Genomic DNA, 14,486 nt, shown 5'->3' on the forward strand with positions numbered 1-14,486 from the left:
GACGGCTTTGAGGTATTCCAGCGTGGACCAGTCGTCCAGGGTCCCGGGGTCGGTGCCGGCGAGCAGCCCGGCCAGTTCCGCCGGTTCCAGCTCCCGCCAGTCCTCCGCCCACAACTCCCGCCCCGCTGGCGACCCCACCGCGGTATCGTCTTCGGGACCGGCGCTGTCAGGATCTTCGGCGGCTTCAGGGGCAGGATCAATGGCGGCAGCATCTGATAATGTGCGGTCCTCAGCCAGGGCGCGATCCGCGGCAGACAGGGCTGGGACGGTTGGGGTGCTTGGGCCGGGTTCGGCTGGCCCGCCGGCGACGGCACCGGGTTCTGTCGGTCCGCCGGTGACGGCACCGGGTTCTGTCGGTCCGTCAGGGTAGTGTGCGGTTGACCCTTCGTCAGAGGATTCCGCTGTTCCCTCGGAGGTGCCGTCGCTGTCAGTGGAATCGGTTCCGGCTGGTGTCCGGGAAGACACGGCTCCGGGGACGGCAGAAGGCATCGATACGGCGTCCGGGGGCGTGGCCGTGGAGCCGGAGTGTTCCTCCGGCTCCTGTGCCTCGTCCAACGGTTCCGCTGCCATACTTCAACGCTACGCAGCACAAGCCCCGGGTAGAACAGGCGTTCGACGTATGTGCACAACCCCCGCCGCCACGTGCCTGTGGAGGTCAAGTCAGACCTGAGAAGGCAATTTCCGTCGTTGGAGGCAAAGTCGGTATGTGCGATGAAGGCAACCGGCGAAGGCCAAGACGGCGTGTGGTGACATGCCCAGTGCAGGGCAAGCCGGTCTACAGGGATAAGTCGGCTTGCGGGGATGATGCCCGCCCGTGGAAGACGGCACCGGTTTACCGAGGACCCGAGTTGAAGACAAGCCGCCCGGGCTGATGACAAGTCCCACGCGCGTGTGGAGGCAATCCTCGCCGGGCGGGGAAAACTTCCGCTACGCCTCTCACAGCAAAGCCCGGCTGCCCGGCCGCCACAGGGGCGGCCAAAGCAACCGGGCTTCCGAAGCTGTCAGCTACGTCAGAGAACGTCGGAGAATACGGGCCTAGAGGGCGGCTTCTCCGCGTTCGCCGGTGCGCACCCGAACGGCTTCTTGAACATCTACCAGCCAGACCTTGCCGTCACCGGCGTGACCGGTATTGGCCGTGGCCACGAGGACATCAACGATGTCGTCGGCTTGTTCGTCTGAGACCAGCACTTCGATGCGGATCTTAGGCAGCAGGTCCACGGTGTATTCCGCGCCGCGGTAGACCTCGGTGTGGCCGCGCTGCCGGCCGTATCCACTGGCCTGGCTGATCGTCAACCCTTGGACCCCGTAGCTCTCCAGGCTGTTGCGGATGGAATCGAGCTTTTGCGGCCGAATAATCGCTGTGACCAGTTTCATGCGTTGACCTCTTCTTTGACGTGGGTTCCGATGCCGGCGTTATGGGCGCTGCGGTCGGTAGCCGGGTGCGGGATGAACGTACCGCCGGTTCCCAGGCCGCCGAATTCGTACGCGGATTCCGCGTGCTGGGTCAGATCCACGCCGGTGACCTCTTGCTCTTCGGTCACCCGGAAGCCAATGGTCTTGTGGATCGCCAGCCCGATGATGACGGTGAGCACCGCGCAGAACACCACGGACACCACTGCTGCCACGGTCTGTGCCCACAGTTGGGCGAAGCCGCCACCGTAGAAGAGGCCGCCGCCCGCTCCCTCGACCGGCAGGGCGATGAAGCCCAGCGCCAGCGTTCCGACCAGGCCCGCCACCAGGTGTACACCTACTACGTCCAGCGAGTCGTCATAGCCCCAGCGGTACTTCAACCCAACTGCCAGCGCTGCCAGCACACCGGCCACCAGGCCGAGGCCCACCGCGCCCACCGGGGACACGTTCGCGCAAGCCGGAGTGATAGCCACGAGTCCGGCAACCACGCCGGAGGCTGCGCCCAACGAAGTGGGGCGGCCATCGCGGATGCGTTCAGTCACCAACCAGCCGATCATTGCTGCGGCCGGGGCGGCCATGGTGTTGACCCAGATCAGGCCGGCTTCCTCCGCGGTTCCCGCCGCACCGCCGTTGAAGCCGAACCAACCAAACCACAGCAAGCTGGCGCCGATCATCACCAGCGGAATGTTGTGCGGGCGCTGGGCCGGATCCTTACCGAAGCCCTTGCGCTTGCCCAGGATCAGGGCCAGGACCAGGCCGGCCACACCAGCGTTGATGTGCACCACGGTGCCACCGGCGAAGTCGATCGCTTCTCCGGCCCAGGCGCCGATAGCTCCTTCAGCGCCGAGCAGTCCCCCACCCCAAATCATGAAGGCCAGCGGGCAATAGACCAACGTGACCCAGACCGGCACGAAGAGCGCCCAGGCGCCGAACTTGGCCCGGTCGGCGATGGCCCCGGAGATGAGGGCCACGGTGATGATCGCGAAGGTCGCACCGTAACCTGCACCGATCAGGTCTTCGGTGTTGAGCAGCGGCTCAAGGCCGAGGGCAGCGAACGGATTGCCGAAGAGCTGGGCCACTCCCTCGCCACTGCTCATGGAGTAACCCCAGAGCACCCAGACCACGGCAACCAGCGCAACGGCGGAGAAGCTCATCATCATCATGTTCAGGGCGGATTTGGCCCGCGTCATGCCGCCGTAAAAGAACGCCAATCCCGGCGTCATGAGCAGCACCAAGGCTGCCGAAATCATTACCCAGACGTGACCTGCTGACAGATCCATCTTCACGTCCTCTCGTCCTTTGGCAGGTAGCTTCCCGCCGCTGACTCAAGACTGCCGACGGCGTGTTTCGGCAAGCCGGAAGCTGCATTGCGGCCGCGTTACAAGAAACCCGCCCAAGTAAAACCGGCTTATCCGGCGTGTTTCAGCAGTGTTACGTGGGCAGGCAACGCACGACGACGGCGGAGCTCATCTCGCAGGGGCGGCTCCGCAATTTCGGTCGGCGGGCAACGCACGACGACGGCGCCCGTCTCGCAGGGGAGGCTCGGCAAATACGGTGAGCACGCAACGCACGACGGCGGAGCTCATCTCGCAGGGGCGGCTCCGCAAATTCGGTCGGCGGGCAACGCACGACGACGGAGCTCATCTCGCAGGGGCGGCTCGGCGATTGCGGCGGGCAGGCAACGCATGACAGCGGAGCTCGCCTACGGTCGACGCCCGCGTTACGCCCGGGGGCCGGAGCGTTCGGCGGTGCTGTTGCCGTCGCTACCGCTGCCGCCGCCGCCGTCGCCCTCGCAGCCGCTGCCGCCGTCGCTCGCACTGCCGCAAGGACATCGGACCCAGCGGGCTAGGCTTAATGGCATGCCAGTTTCCCGCCGCACCGAGCACCATCTCCGCCTGCCTGGCCTGCAGCGCCAAGGCAAGGAGGCGCAGACGCCGCTGCCGCGGGACATCAAGGTCTTGGTTGCGGCGGCATTTGTCATCGCCCTCGGGTACGGCTTGGTGGCGCCGGTCCTGCCGCAGTTTGCCGCAAGTTTCGATGTCGGTGTGGCTGCGGCCAGCGTCATTGTCAGTGTGTTCGCCCTCGCCCGGCTGGTGTTCGCCCCCGTGGGTGGGGCGCTCGTAGGCCGCTGGGGCGAGCGCCGGGTCTATCTCACCGGGCTGCTCATTGTGGCCGCTTCAACCGGCGCCTGTGCGATGGCGCAGGACTACTGGCAACTACTGATCTTCCGCGGTCTCGGCGGTCTGGGCTCCACCATGTTTACGGTGTCTGCGATGGCACTGATCCTGAGGCTGGCCCCGCCGAGCGGACGCGGCCGGGTCTCCAGTCTCTACGCGGGCACCTTCCTGATGGGCGGCATCCTGGGGCCGGTGGTCGGTGGCCTGCTGGCCGGGTTCGGGCTCCGGATGCCCTTCGTGGTCTATGCCCTAGCCCTGCTCGTGGCGGCCGCCGTCGTCGCCATCTTGCTGAAGAAGCCTGCGCCCAAGACCGCCGACGACGGACCGGTGCCGGAGGCGATGGATCTGCGCGAGGCGCTGTCGGATCCCGGCTACCGCGCCGCCGTCGTCTCCGCGTTCGCCAATGGCTGGGCCACGTTCGGGGTGCGGATGGCACTGATTCCGCTGTTTGCGGCCGCCGTGCTGGGGGCCGGGCCGGCAACCGCAGGCCTGGCGTTGGCCGTCTTCGCCGTCGGCAACGCGCTGGCCCTCACCTTTTCCGGCCGCTTGGCCGACACCGCCGGCCGCCGCCCGCTGGTGGTCGCCGGGCTCACCATTGCCGGACTGTCGATCGCCGCCATCGGCTTCACCGATTCCGTCCCGGTCTTCGTGGCGGCCTCGGTGGTTGCCGGCTTCGGGTCCGGGCTGCTGGGGCCCGCGCAACAGGCTGCCGTAGGCGACATCATCGGCAGCGACCGCACCGGCGGCAAGGTGCTGGCCGTCTTCCAGATGGGCACCGACGCGGGCGCCATCGTCGGCCCGGTCCTCGCCGGCATGCTGGCCGACCGGCTAAGTTACGCTTGGGCCTTCGGCGCCACCGGTGCGGTAATGCTGGCGGCAGCGTTGCTCTGGCTGGTGTTCGGCCGCGAGACGCTGAGCAAGCCGGTCAAGGAAACGGCCGCGGATTGACCCGCGGAAAGCCATAGCCAGGCACCACGTTCGCCGCTATCCTCTGACCCATGACCGTTGGGGGACGTATTTTCGCGGCGATCGCCGTGCTGTTTTGGGCAATATTGCCCGGTTTCGGGCTGATCGACCTTTCGACCATGTTCGTTGAAGATTCCTACTACGCCGAGGTCGCGGCGCTGGAGACCAGCTGGGGCGTCCTCACCACGTTCGCGGTGGCCCTGCCCTTCGGCTGGGCGGCGTGCCGGCCGCGGGGCATCTGGCCGGTCCTCGCTCTGCTGTGGCTTACGACGGCGGCGCTCCTCTTGGGTGCCTTGCTCGGCTTCAGCTTCGGCCCGGTGGTGATGGCCGCCGTGCTCGGCGTCATGTCCCTAGGCCTGCTGTGGTCCGCCCGGCGCGCCGGTTCCCGGTTCCAGAGGCCGCGGCTGTCCGTCGACTGGCCGCTACTGGTGCTCGCGGTGCTGGCTCTCCCCTTCTGGGCAGCCTACGCCTGGTACGCCCTCGAGGTGTCCCGCACCACCGGCTCCCAGCCCGAGTACTGGACCATGGGCATCGACCACTGGCCGGTGCAGGGTGCCCTCGGCATCGTGCTGGCCGGGACCTGTCTGCTGCACGCCCTCTGGCCGCAGGCTCGTTCTCTCCTGCGGACCGTGCTCAGCTTCAGCTACGTTTCGCTCGGCATCAGTTGGCTGCTCGGCCCCGACACCGGCGGCAGCGTGGACAACACCTGGCTGGCCATCGCGGCGGTGCTGTGGGGTGTGCTGACCGCACTGCGAAGCCCGGCGCTCCCCTCTGAGCCCGGGGCGGCGTCCGAACCCGGCGCGGATTCGCTCCGCGTCCGTAAATTCGCGCCGGGCCCAGACTCCCACCGCGGACTTAAATTGCACCGTCGGCCCACGTACGGGGCCGGATCTGAATCCGCACCGCGAACCCATCTTCGGTCTTCACGGATTAAAAAGGCGGTCCCTCTGTTAAAAAAACCGGTCCCTCCAGCCGGACGTGATGTCCGGAAGGAGGGACCGCCGTCGTGCAGCGTGCTCAGGCAGCGTACGTTGGCCTAACGAAGCCCCGCCGCTAGTTCAGCAGCGCGTCCACGAAGTCTTCGGTTTCGAACGGGGCCAGGTCGTCGGCGCCTTCGCCCAGGCCCACCAGCTTCACCGGCACGCCGAGGCTGCGTTGGATCGCGACGACGATGCCGCCCTTGGCGGTGCCGTCGAGCTTGGTCAGCACGATGCCGGTGATGTTGACGACCTCGGCAAAGACCTTGGCCTGGTTCAGCCCATTCTGGCCGGTGGTGGCGTCCAGCACCAACAGGACTTCGTCCACCTCGGCCTGCTTTTCGATCACGCGCTTGACCTTGCCGAGCTCGTCCATCAGGCCCACTTTGTTCTGCAGGCGACCGGCGGTGTCCACCATGACCACGTCGACCTCCTGGTCGATGCCGGCCTTCACCGCCTCAAACGCGACGGAGGCTGGGTCCGCGCCATCGACGTCGGACTTCACCGTGGGAACGCCCACCCGCGAGCCCCAGGTGGCGAGCTGTTCGGCCGCGGCGGCCCGGAAGGTATCCGCGGCACCCAGGATCACGTCCTTGTCCTCCGCCACCAGCACGCGGGCCAGCTTGCCCACCGTGGTGGTCTTGCCGACGCCGTTGACGCCCACCACCATCATCACCGCGGGGCGGTCGGCGTGGCGCATCACGGCGAGTGACCGGTCCATGGTCGGATCCACCAGCTTGATCAGTTCCTCGCGCAGCATGGTCTTCACCTGCTCCGGATTGCGGCTGCCTTCCACCTTGACGCGGTCCTTGAGCGCGTCCACCAGTTCCAGTGTCGGCTCGGTGCCGAGGTCGGCCAGCAGCAGGGTCTCTTCGATTTCGTCCCAGACGTCGTCGTCAATTTTGTCGCTCGCGAGCAGAGCCAGCAGCCCCTTGCCCAGCGCGTTGTTGGACTTCACCAACCGGGCGCGCAACCGGGCCAGACGGCCCTGCACCGGTGCCGGCGTCTCCACCGGAATGGTCTCCAGCGCTGCGGCGTCCTCCGGAATTTCGACGCCGACCGGCAGCGGTTCTTCTTCGGTCGGCACCCCTGTCGGCGGTGCCGTGGCGGTCGGTCCGCGGGGCGCTTCCAGTGTGTCGGTGCCGCCCCCGGCCGGCGGCGTGGCCGGGTCGTTGGCATCCCGGGTGGTGGTGTAAGTGCCCGGCGGAGTCTTGCGCCCGCGCAGCAGCAGCGTTGCCACGAGGCCGATGACGGCAATGGCGATGACGACGTAAATGATGATCATGGTTGCGTCCACGGGGTCTAGCCTACCGGCCACCGCCACCGGCCGTGCAGCGGCACCGGGGCTCCGTTGACCCTCGGCGGTACACTGCGGGCATGTCCCCCAACGGCAGCGAACAGGACGCACGGAAGAAGGCCGCACCGGCCGGTCACGAGCACGGCGCATCGCCGCGGCTGCCGCCTGCCGAGCCAGACCTCAAGGGCCCGGCTGCAGAGCCGGATCTCAAGGGTCCGGCCGCCGACATGCTGCTGCATGCCGTCCGCGGACAGTTTCTTCACCTGGTCGAACTAGCCGGCCCCGCCCGGCAGAACGCCCCGGACGCCGTGCACCAGATGCGCACCGCGACCCGCCGGATGCGCTCGGTCCTGAAGGCCTACCGCAAACTGCTGGATCCGCCGCCGGACCGGCTGGAGGGCGGGTTGAAGTGGCTCGCCGGCGAACTGGCTTCGGCCAGGGATGCGGAGGTGCAGGCTGAACGCCTGGGACGGCTGCTGGTTGCTGCCTCTGGGGACCAAACCCAGAGCGAGGTCCAGGGCCAGGCGAAAGACAACGGGTCCGGATCGGACAGGCACGACGGCGGCACCGCACCGGACGAGCGCGACGCCGGCGGCACCGGATCGGACAGGCACGACGGCGGCACCGGATCGGACGAGCGCGACGCCGGCGGAACGGACGGGCACCACGACACCAGCGGGGGCGCCGAGGCAGAAGCGCATGACGACGGCGGACCCGGAACGGACGAGCACGGCGATGGGACCAGCAGCGACAGGGCCGATGGGGACGCGCGTCCGGATTTGGCCCGTCAGTTGCAGCGGCAGCTGGAGCGGACGGTGCTGCCGGGCGCCCCGGGCACTGCACCTGCCGTGCGCCGTCTGACCTCGGAGCTGGCGGAATGGCTGGACGCCGGCCACCGGCAGGTGGTGCTGGCCCTCGACAGTGAGCGCTATCGGCAGCTGGAGGCCGATCTCGAGGTCTGGCTGGACCACCCGCAACTGGCCCCGCTCGCCTTCGAACCCGCCCGGCAGGTGGTGCCACGGCTGGTGGGCCGGCAGTTCAAGCGCCTCCGTGCAGCCGCCCGCTCCGCCCTCGCCACCCCGGAGGGCACGGAACGGGCCGAAGCAGCGCTGCACAAGGTCCGTAGACGAGCCAAACAGCTGCGCTATGCCGCCGAAGCGGCCGCGGCGCTCTCCCCCGTCGACGTCGCTGCCTTGGGCCAAGCGGCCCACGAAATCCAGGGTGTCTTGGGCGAGCACCAGGATGCCGTCGTGGCCCGTCAACTGCTGCGCCGGGTGGCGGCCCGGGCGGCCTACGACGGCGAGGACACCTTCCTCTATGGCCGTCTGGACGCCCTGGAGCAGGCGACCGCCCAGGAGGCAGTATCGCGGTTCCACACGCTCTGGGACCGTTATCCCTCGGCCAAGCCGAAGAGCTGGGGCAAACCATGGAAACCATCCTGAGCAGCCTCGGCGCCAGCTCGGGCTGGCAAGCTCGGGTGCCGGCCGGGCCAACCGCCGTACCAGCAGGCGCGGCGGTGGCTGCTGCCACAGCCGCGGTGACTCCTGCCCTATCGGTGCCGCCTCTGCCGGCCGCCGTACCGACGCACGCCGCGGCGACTGTACGATCAACGCATGAAGCCGTTCCTGCTGCTGGCCACCCGGGCCGACGACACCGCAGCCGATGAGGAATATGCGGCCTTCGTCCGGTTCGGCGGTCTGGACCCGAACCACCTGCGCCGCGTCCGGCTGGAAGCCGAACCGATGCCGGTCATCGATCTTGACGACTACAGCGGCATCATCCTGGGCGGCAGCCCCTTCACCTCAAGCGACGACGACGCAACCAAGTCGTCCGTCCAGCTGCGGGTAGAAGCCGAGCTAGAGCAACTGCTGGACACCGTCGTCGCCCGCGATTTTCCGTTTCTGGGCGCCTGCTACGGGGTGGGTACGCTGGGACGGCATGGCGGCGGGGTGGTCGACAAGCAATACGGTGAGCCGATTGGCGCAGTGCAGGTGGAGCTGACCGACGACGGCGCCGCCGATCCCCTGCTCGCCGGCTTGCCGCGGGAATTCAGCGCGTTCGTAGGGCACAAGGAGGCCTGTTCCGTGTTGCCCGCGGGCGCGGTCCATTTGGCCGAATCCGAGCATTGCCCGTACCAAATGTTCCGGCTGCAGAACCACCTTTATGCCACCCAGTTCCATGCCGAACTGGACACTCAAGGCCTGCTGACCCGGATCTGGATTTACCGGAATGCAGGCTATTTTCCGCCGGACCAAGCGGAGGCCGTGATGGAGCAGGTGCGCAGCAAGACGGTGTCGGTCCCACAACGGATACTGCGCAACTTCGTCGCCCGCTATGCCACCACCTGATGCCGCACCTGGCGTCGACTGCTGAATTCAGCGACCGAACCACTCATTGACCACAACAACACCGAAGCGAGGAACTCACGTGAGTTTGAAAGAGCAGCTGCAGGCCGACGTCGTCGCCCACATGAAGGCCGGAAACAAGACGGCGCTGACCACCGTCCGCAATGTGCTGGGCGAGATCACCACTAAGGAAAAGTCGGGCAAGACCCCGGTGGAGCTGGACGATGCCCAGACCACCGCCCTGCTGCAGAAGGAAGCGGCCAAGCGTCGCGATACTGCACGCATCTACTCCGAGGCCGGTGAGTCGGAACGGGCCGCGGCGGAGACTGCCGAGGCTGAAATCATCGAGGCCTACCTGCCCAAGCCGCTGAGCGAGGCCGAAGTAGCTGAGATCGTGGACTCCACCATCGCCGGGCTCAAGGCCGACGGTGTGGAACTGTCCATGCGGCAGATGGGTGCGGTGATGAAGCCGGTCACCGAGAAGGTTGCCGGCCGCTACGACGGCAAGGCGGTCAGCGACATGGTCCGCGGGCGGCTGGCGCAGCAGTAACGCAGGAAGGTCGCGGGGCGGCGCCCGGCCCGGCGGCAACCTCCCTGCGCATGATTAGTTAGCGAGATCCGGCGGCCAGACAATCCGGAACCGCTCGAACACCACTTCGTTGTCGCCGCGCCACTCGATCCCCTGCGCGGCGCAGACCCGCTGCCAGTAGGCCAGATGTTGCTCCAGCCAGGTAGAGCGCTGCCGGTCATCTTCGCCCTCATCCCAGGCGAATGCCTGGTCCACGCTGGCCGGCGGCCCCAGCCGCAGCTCGGTGGAGCGCAGAATGGCTTGCGGCTTGCCCGAGCCATCGCAGGCCACCCAGTGGTCCCCGATTCGTGGCAGGCGTTCTCCCTGCAGGTGGAATTCAGCCGCAAGCGTTGCCGTGGCGCGCTTCTGACCGGCGAGCACCAGCCCCAGCAGCTCGTCCGCGAGCGCGGCGCTGTCGCCGAAATGGTCGGCGACAACCTCCTCGCCTTGGCTGATGTCCCCAGGCCGCGCCGCGGCATACTCGCGCCACATCCGCCGGGCGGCATCACGGTCAGGGCTGGCGCAGGGTTGAGTTGTCGTCACCTTGGAATCCTAGGCGGGGTGGCCGGCGTCGAAATCCTTGACGTCGGTGAAGGACAGAAGGTCGGTGGCCTCGCCTCCGCCTGTCTGGAGCGGCGACAGCAGGAAACCGGTGTGGTCGCCCAGGTCGACCTTCTTCACGACCCGGCCGACCATGACCCGCGCTGCGTCCGCCAACAGCGGAACCTCTTCCGGGCCCGGCTCCCAGTCGCAGCGGGAGAACTTGTCGACCTCGTCACCGGTTGTTTCGCCGAACAGTTCTGCGAGCGCGCGCTGGCTGCGCGCCAGCACATGCACTGCGAGGACGCTGGCCTCCATCGCCACGGGGTGAGTGTGGTTCTGCTGTGAGATGCAGACCAGGAACAGTGCAGGCTTGAGGCTGCACTGCGTGGCGAAGCCGACCAGGCAGCCGGACCGCTCGCCTTTATTGTCCACGGCGGTGACCACATACATCGGATAGTCGAAGCCCTTCGCGAAGTCGCTCATAGGCTGCTCCGACGGTGCCTGTTTCTGCGCCATGCCCCCATCATGCCGTACCTGAATGCCTCACCTCACAGGGGCCCGTCCCAACCCCTCCCGGCCCGGTTGGCTCCTTGACGGCCTATCTGGGGCGTGGTTGGGTCGAAGAGGTCCGGCAGCACAGATTCGGACCTGGCCTTTCGCCCCTCGCACCGGCTGATGAGCATCACCACCAAGAACGGGAGGCATCAATTTGAAGAACGTATTTATTCTGGGACTGACAGATTTCCAGGCAGGCGAACTGCAGACCGTCCGCGGAGCCGAAAACTACACTTTCCACAGCCTGCTGGACTACGACCGCCTGGTCGGCGCGCAGGACATCGATTTCCACGGCTTGCTGGAGGCAGCACGGCAGCAGCTACGGGACTTTGACGGCAGCGTGGACGCGATCGTCTCCCACTGGGACTTCCCCACCAGCGTCATCGGCCCCATCCTCGCCAAGGAATACGGCATCGCGGCGCCCACACTGGAAAGCGTGCTCAAGTGTGAACACAAGTATTGGAGCCGGCTGGAGCAGCAGGCGTCCATCCCAGAGGTAGTGCCGCAGTTTGCCTCCTTTGACCCTTTCGACGACGGCGCCCTGCAGCAAATCGATATTCCGTTCCCCTTCTGGGTGAAACCGGTCAAGGCGCACTCGTCCAACCTCGGCTTCGAGATCCGCAGCGAAGAAGACTTCAACGACGCCATCCGACAGATCCGCGCCGAGATCGAACAGGTCGGCGACGCTTTCAACGAGGTCCTGAAGATGGTGGACCTGCCACCGGAACTGCAGAACGCCGGCGGCAACACCTGCCTGGCCGAACAGTTCGTTTCCGGAACCCAGGCCGCCCCGGAAGGCACCATGTTCCATGGCTCGTACAACGCCCACGGTGTCTTCGACATGCACAAGGACGCCGCCGGAACCAGCTTCGAACGACTGGACTATCCGGCGAACAGCGTCCCGGAGCCCGTCCAGCAGCGGATGATCGAGCTGGCCGAGCGGTACCTGCGGCACGTGGGGTTCGACAACGGCTGCTTCAACGCCGAATTCATGTGGGACCAGGCCGAAGACCAGCTCTGGCTGATCGAGGTCAACACGCGCATTTCCCAGTCCCACAGCGATCTCTTCGCCAAGGTGGACGGGGTGTCCAACCATGAGGTAGCGATCGACATTGCACTCGGTGTGGAACCGACCATGCCGCACCGCAAGGGTGAATTCGCCGTCGCCTCCCAGTGCATGGTTTTCCATGACGAGGACGCGATCGTGACCCGCGTCCCCGACGAGCAGGACGTTGCCCGGCTGGCCAAGCAGATCCCGCACGCCAACTTCACCCGGCAGGTGCAGGTGGGAGACCGGCTGTCTGAACTGCCCAACCAGGACAGCTACCGCTACGCCGTCGGCATCCTGTATCTGGGCGCCGACGACCGTGACCAACTGGTGGAGCGCTACAACGCCGCCGTCGAAGCACTGCCGTTTGAGTTTGAGGCAGTTCCCGCCGCCTAGTCCTGTGCCTGCGCCGGGCCGCAGTCTTGCGGCCCGGCGCAGGCGTACCAAGCCCGCCCCTGCGCTGGCAGCGCCCGGTACGGGCAGCAGCAGAGCGCGGGCGGCATCCGGCCCAGCCAACGTCCGGTGCAGACAACATCCGAAAGGAGCACTGAGCACTGCATGAAAACCATCGAGGACCTTCCCCACCCGGTCCGTGCCATCGAAAACGTCTTCATTCCGATGCGCGACGGCGCCCACCTGGCGGCACGGATTTGGATGCCGGAGGGTGCCGAGCAGCTTCCGGTCCCGGCCATCCTTGAATACATTCCGTACCGCAAGCGGGACAACTCCCGCGGCCGCGACCAGCTGAACCATCCCTACATGGCCGGCCACGGCTACGTCAGCGTCCGGGTGGACATGCGCGGGAGCGGCGATTCCGACGGAGTGATGACGGACGAATACCGGCCGCAGGAACACGAAGACGCCGAGGACGTGATTGCCTGGCTGGCGGACCAGCCCTGGTGTGACGGCAAGGTGGGGATGATGGGCATCTCCTGGGGCGGATTCAACAGCCTGCAGATGGCCGCCCGCCAGCCGCCGGCCCTGAAGGCGATCATCAGCGCCTCGGCCACCGACGACCTGTACGTGGACAACATGCACTACATGGGCGGTTGCCTGCTGGCCGACAACCTCTCCGAGGCCACCGTCATGTTTGCGTTCAACAGCCTGCCGCCGGACCCGGAAATCGTCGGCGACAAATGGCGCGAAATGTGGCACGAGCGGCTCTCCGGCAGCGGCCTCTGGCTGGAAACCTGGCTAGAACACCAGACCCGCGGCGACTATTGGAAGCCGGCGTCGGTCTGTGAGGACTACTCGCAGGTGAAGATTCCGGTCATGGCCGTGGGCGGCTGGGCGGACGGCTACACCAACGCGATTTTCCGCCTGATGGAGAACCTGGATGTGCCGCGCCAAGGGCTGATCGGCCCCTGGGGGCACAAGTACCCGCATCTGGGCGTGCCCGGTCCGGCCATCGGTTTCCTGCAGGAAGCGGTGCGCTGGTGGGACCACTGGCTGAAGGACAAGGACACCGGCTTGATGGAAGAGCCCATGGTCCGGGCCTGGATGCAGGACTCGGTCTCCCCCGAACCGTCCTACCAGGACCGCCCCGGCCACTGGGTGGCCGAACCGTCCTGGCCGTCGCCGAACATCGAGAACCAACGCTGGCAACTGGGCCGGTATGGCTTGTTCCCGGAAGGCGCGCCGGTGGAGCCCGGCGGCGGCGTCGACCTCCTCTCGCCGCTGAGCGTGGGCATGTTCGCCGGCAAGTGGGCGTCCTACGCGGCGCTGCCTGACCTGCCCTCCGACCAGCGCGAAGAGGACGGCGGCTCGCTGGTCTACGAGACCGAGCCGCTGGAGGGCGATCTTGAAGTCTTCGGCCGGCCGGTCGCCGCGTTTGAGGTCGCCTCGGACAAGCCCGTCGCCCAATTGGTGGCCCGGCTTTCCGATGTGGCACCGAATGGGGAGGCAACGCGGGTCACCTACGGTCTGCTCAACCTGACCCACCGCGACGGCAGCGAGCAGCCGCAGCCGCTGGAACCCGGCGAGCGCTACCGGATCGAAATCCCGCTCAATGGCCTGGCGCAGTCATTCCCGGCCGGCCACCGGCTGCGGCTGTCCGTCTCGACGTCGTACTGGCCGCTGGTGTGGCCGGCGCCGGAACCGGCGACGGTCACCATCTTCTCCGGCGGCACGCTGGACCTCCCGGTGCGCAAGCCGCGTGCCGACGACGGCGAGCTGCGTCCCTTCGCGGAGCCGGAAACGGCACCGGAGCTGGCGACCACCCTGCTGAATCCGGGCAACCACCACTGGCGGACCATCCGCGATCTGGAGACCGGCACGTCAACGGTGGAGATCATCAACGACCAGGGCCGGTTCCGGATCGACGAGACCGGCACGGACATCCTGCGGGTAAGCAACGAGTGGTACAGCTCCCGCGGCAACGACGTGAATTCGGTCCGCGGCGAAACCCAGACCGTCCGGCGCTACGAACGCGGCGACTGGCGGGTGGAGGTGCAGACCAGGACGGTACTGACCTCCACACCGACGGACTTTGTGGTGAACGCGCAGTTGGATGCATACGAACTGGACGAGGACAACGGCAACCCGCGGGTCTACTCGCAGAACTGGCAGCGCAGCATTCCGCGTCAGCTGGTCTGAGCCTG

The 14,486-nt window shown here is 67.1% G+C and carries 12 protein-coding genes and 1 pseudogene; 7 read left to right on the forward strand and 6 right to left on the reverse strand.

The features are described 5' to 3' along the window. From E4J89_RS13015 to E4J89_RS13025, 3 genes and pseudogenes are all read right to left on the reverse strand, one after another. A pseudogene (locus E4J89_RS13015) lies at window positions 1-570 on the reverse strand (hypothetical protein); the annotation flags it as partial. Between the two features lie 465 nt (window positions 571-1,035). Further along, window positions 1,036-1,374 (reverse strand): P-II family nitrogen regulator, encoded by a 339-nt coding sequence (locus E4J89_RS13020; RefSeq protein ID WP_136786586.1) that lies wholly within the window; start codon window positions 1,372-1,374, stop codon window positions 1,036-1,038. Beyond that, window positions 1,371-2,690: an ammonium transporter gene (locus E4J89_RS13025; RefSeq protein ID WP_136786705.1), complete on the reverse strand. Its 1,320-nt coding sequence runs from the start codon at window positions 2,688-2,690 to the stop codon at window positions 1,371-1,373. The genes E4J89_RS13020 and E4J89_RS13025 overlap by 4 nt, the downstream gene beginning before the upstream one ends. Window positions 2,691-3,269: 579 nt before the next feature. Here E4J89_RS13025 and E4J89_RS13030 point away from each other — a divergent pair. Together E4J89_RS13030 and E4J89_RS13035 are read left to right on the forward strand one after the other, a co-directional pair. Next, window positions 3,270-4,535, forward strand: a complete 1,266-nt coding sequence (locus E4J89_RS13030) for an MFS transporter (RefSeq protein WP_136786587.1) — start codon at window positions 3,270-3,272, stop codon at window positions 4,533-4,535. 50 nt (window positions 4,536-4,585) lie between these two features. Further along, window positions 4,586-5,593, forward strand: coding sequence for a hypothetical protein (locus E4J89_RS13035; RefSeq protein WP_136786588.1), 1,008 nt, complete (start codon window positions 4,586-4,588; stop codon window positions 5,591-5,593). A gap of 13 nt (window positions 5,594-5,606) precedes the next feature. On the opposite strand, the gene ftsY is transcribed toward E4J89_RS13035, so the two are convergent. Further along, on the reverse strand, window positions 5,607-6,815 hold the full coding sequence (gene ftsY, locus E4J89_RS13040; protein ID WP_136786706.1) for a signal recognition particle-docking protein FtsY: 1,209 nt from the start codon (window positions 6,813-6,815) through the stop codon (window positions 5,607-5,609). A 92-nt stretch (window positions 6,816-6,907) separates the two neighbouring features. Between ftsY and E4J89_RS13045 the strand changes: the two genes are divergently transcribed. The 3 genes from E4J89_RS13045 (at window position 6,908) to E4J89_RS13055 (ending at window position 9,722) form a co-directional block, all read left to right on the forward strand. After that, window positions 6,908-8,269 carry a CHAD domain-containing protein gene (locus tag E4J89_RS13045; RefSeq protein ID WP_136786589.1) on the forward strand — a complete coding sequence of 454 codons (1,362 nt, stop codon included), beginning with the start codon at window positions 6,908-6,910 and terminating at the stop codon, window positions 8,267-8,269. A 171-nt stretch (window positions 8,270-8,440) separates the two neighbouring features. After that, window positions 8,441-9,175, forward strand: a complete 735-nt coding sequence (locus E4J89_RS13050) for a glutamine amidotransferase (protein ID WP_136786590.1) — start codon at window positions 8,441-8,443, stop codon at window positions 9,173-9,175. Between the two features lie 79 nt (window positions 9,176-9,254). Continuing rightward, on the forward strand, window positions 9,255-9,722 hold the full coding sequence (locus E4J89_RS13055; protein WP_136786591.1) for a GatB/YqeY domain-containing protein: 468 nt from the start codon (window positions 9,255-9,257) through the stop codon (window positions 9,720-9,722). A gap of 54 nt (window positions 9,723-9,776) precedes the next feature. On the opposite strand, the gene E4J89_RS13060 is transcribed toward E4J89_RS13055, so the two are convergent. Both E4J89_RS13060 and E4J89_RS13065 read right to left on the reverse strand, forming a co-directional pair. Further along, window positions 9,777-10,283 (reverse strand): ASCH domain-containing protein, encoded by a 507-nt coding sequence (locus E4J89_RS13060; protein WP_346763385.1) that lies wholly within the window; start codon window positions 10,281-10,283, stop codon window positions 9,777-9,779. A 9-nt stretch (window positions 10,284-10,292) separates the two neighbouring features. Continuing rightward, the gene (locus tag E4J89_RS13065) at window positions 10,293-10,799 is read right to left on the reverse strand and encodes a flavin reductase family protein (protein ID WP_240691883.1); all 507 of its coding nucleotides are present in this window, start codon (window positions 10,797-10,799) and stop codon (window positions 10,293-10,295) included. A gap of 193 nt (window positions 10,800-10,992) precedes the next feature. Here E4J89_RS13065 and E4J89_RS13070 point away from each other — a divergent pair, with 193 nt between their 5' ends. Both E4J89_RS13070 and E4J89_RS13075 read left to right on the forward strand, forming a co-directional pair. Next, window positions 10,993-12,282: an ATP-grasp domain-containing protein gene (locus tag E4J89_RS13070; RefSeq protein WP_240691884.1), complete on the forward strand. Its 1,290-nt coding sequence runs from the start codon at window positions 10,993-10,995 to the stop codon at window positions 12,280-12,282. Window positions 12,283-12,444: 162 nt separating this feature from the next. Further along, window positions 12,445-14,481 carry a CocE/NonD family hydrolase gene (locus E4J89_RS13075; RefSeq protein ID WP_136786593.1) on the forward strand — a complete coding sequence of 679 codons (2,037 nt, stop codon included), beginning with the start codon at window positions 12,445-12,447 and terminating at the stop codon, window positions 14,479-14,481. Window positions 14,482-14,486: the final 5 nt, after the last annotated feature.

This window comes from Arthrobacter sp. CAU 1506, assembly GCF_005047635.1.
GTDB lineage: Bacteria > Actinomycetota > Actinomycetes > Actinomycetales > Micrococcaceae > Crystallibacter.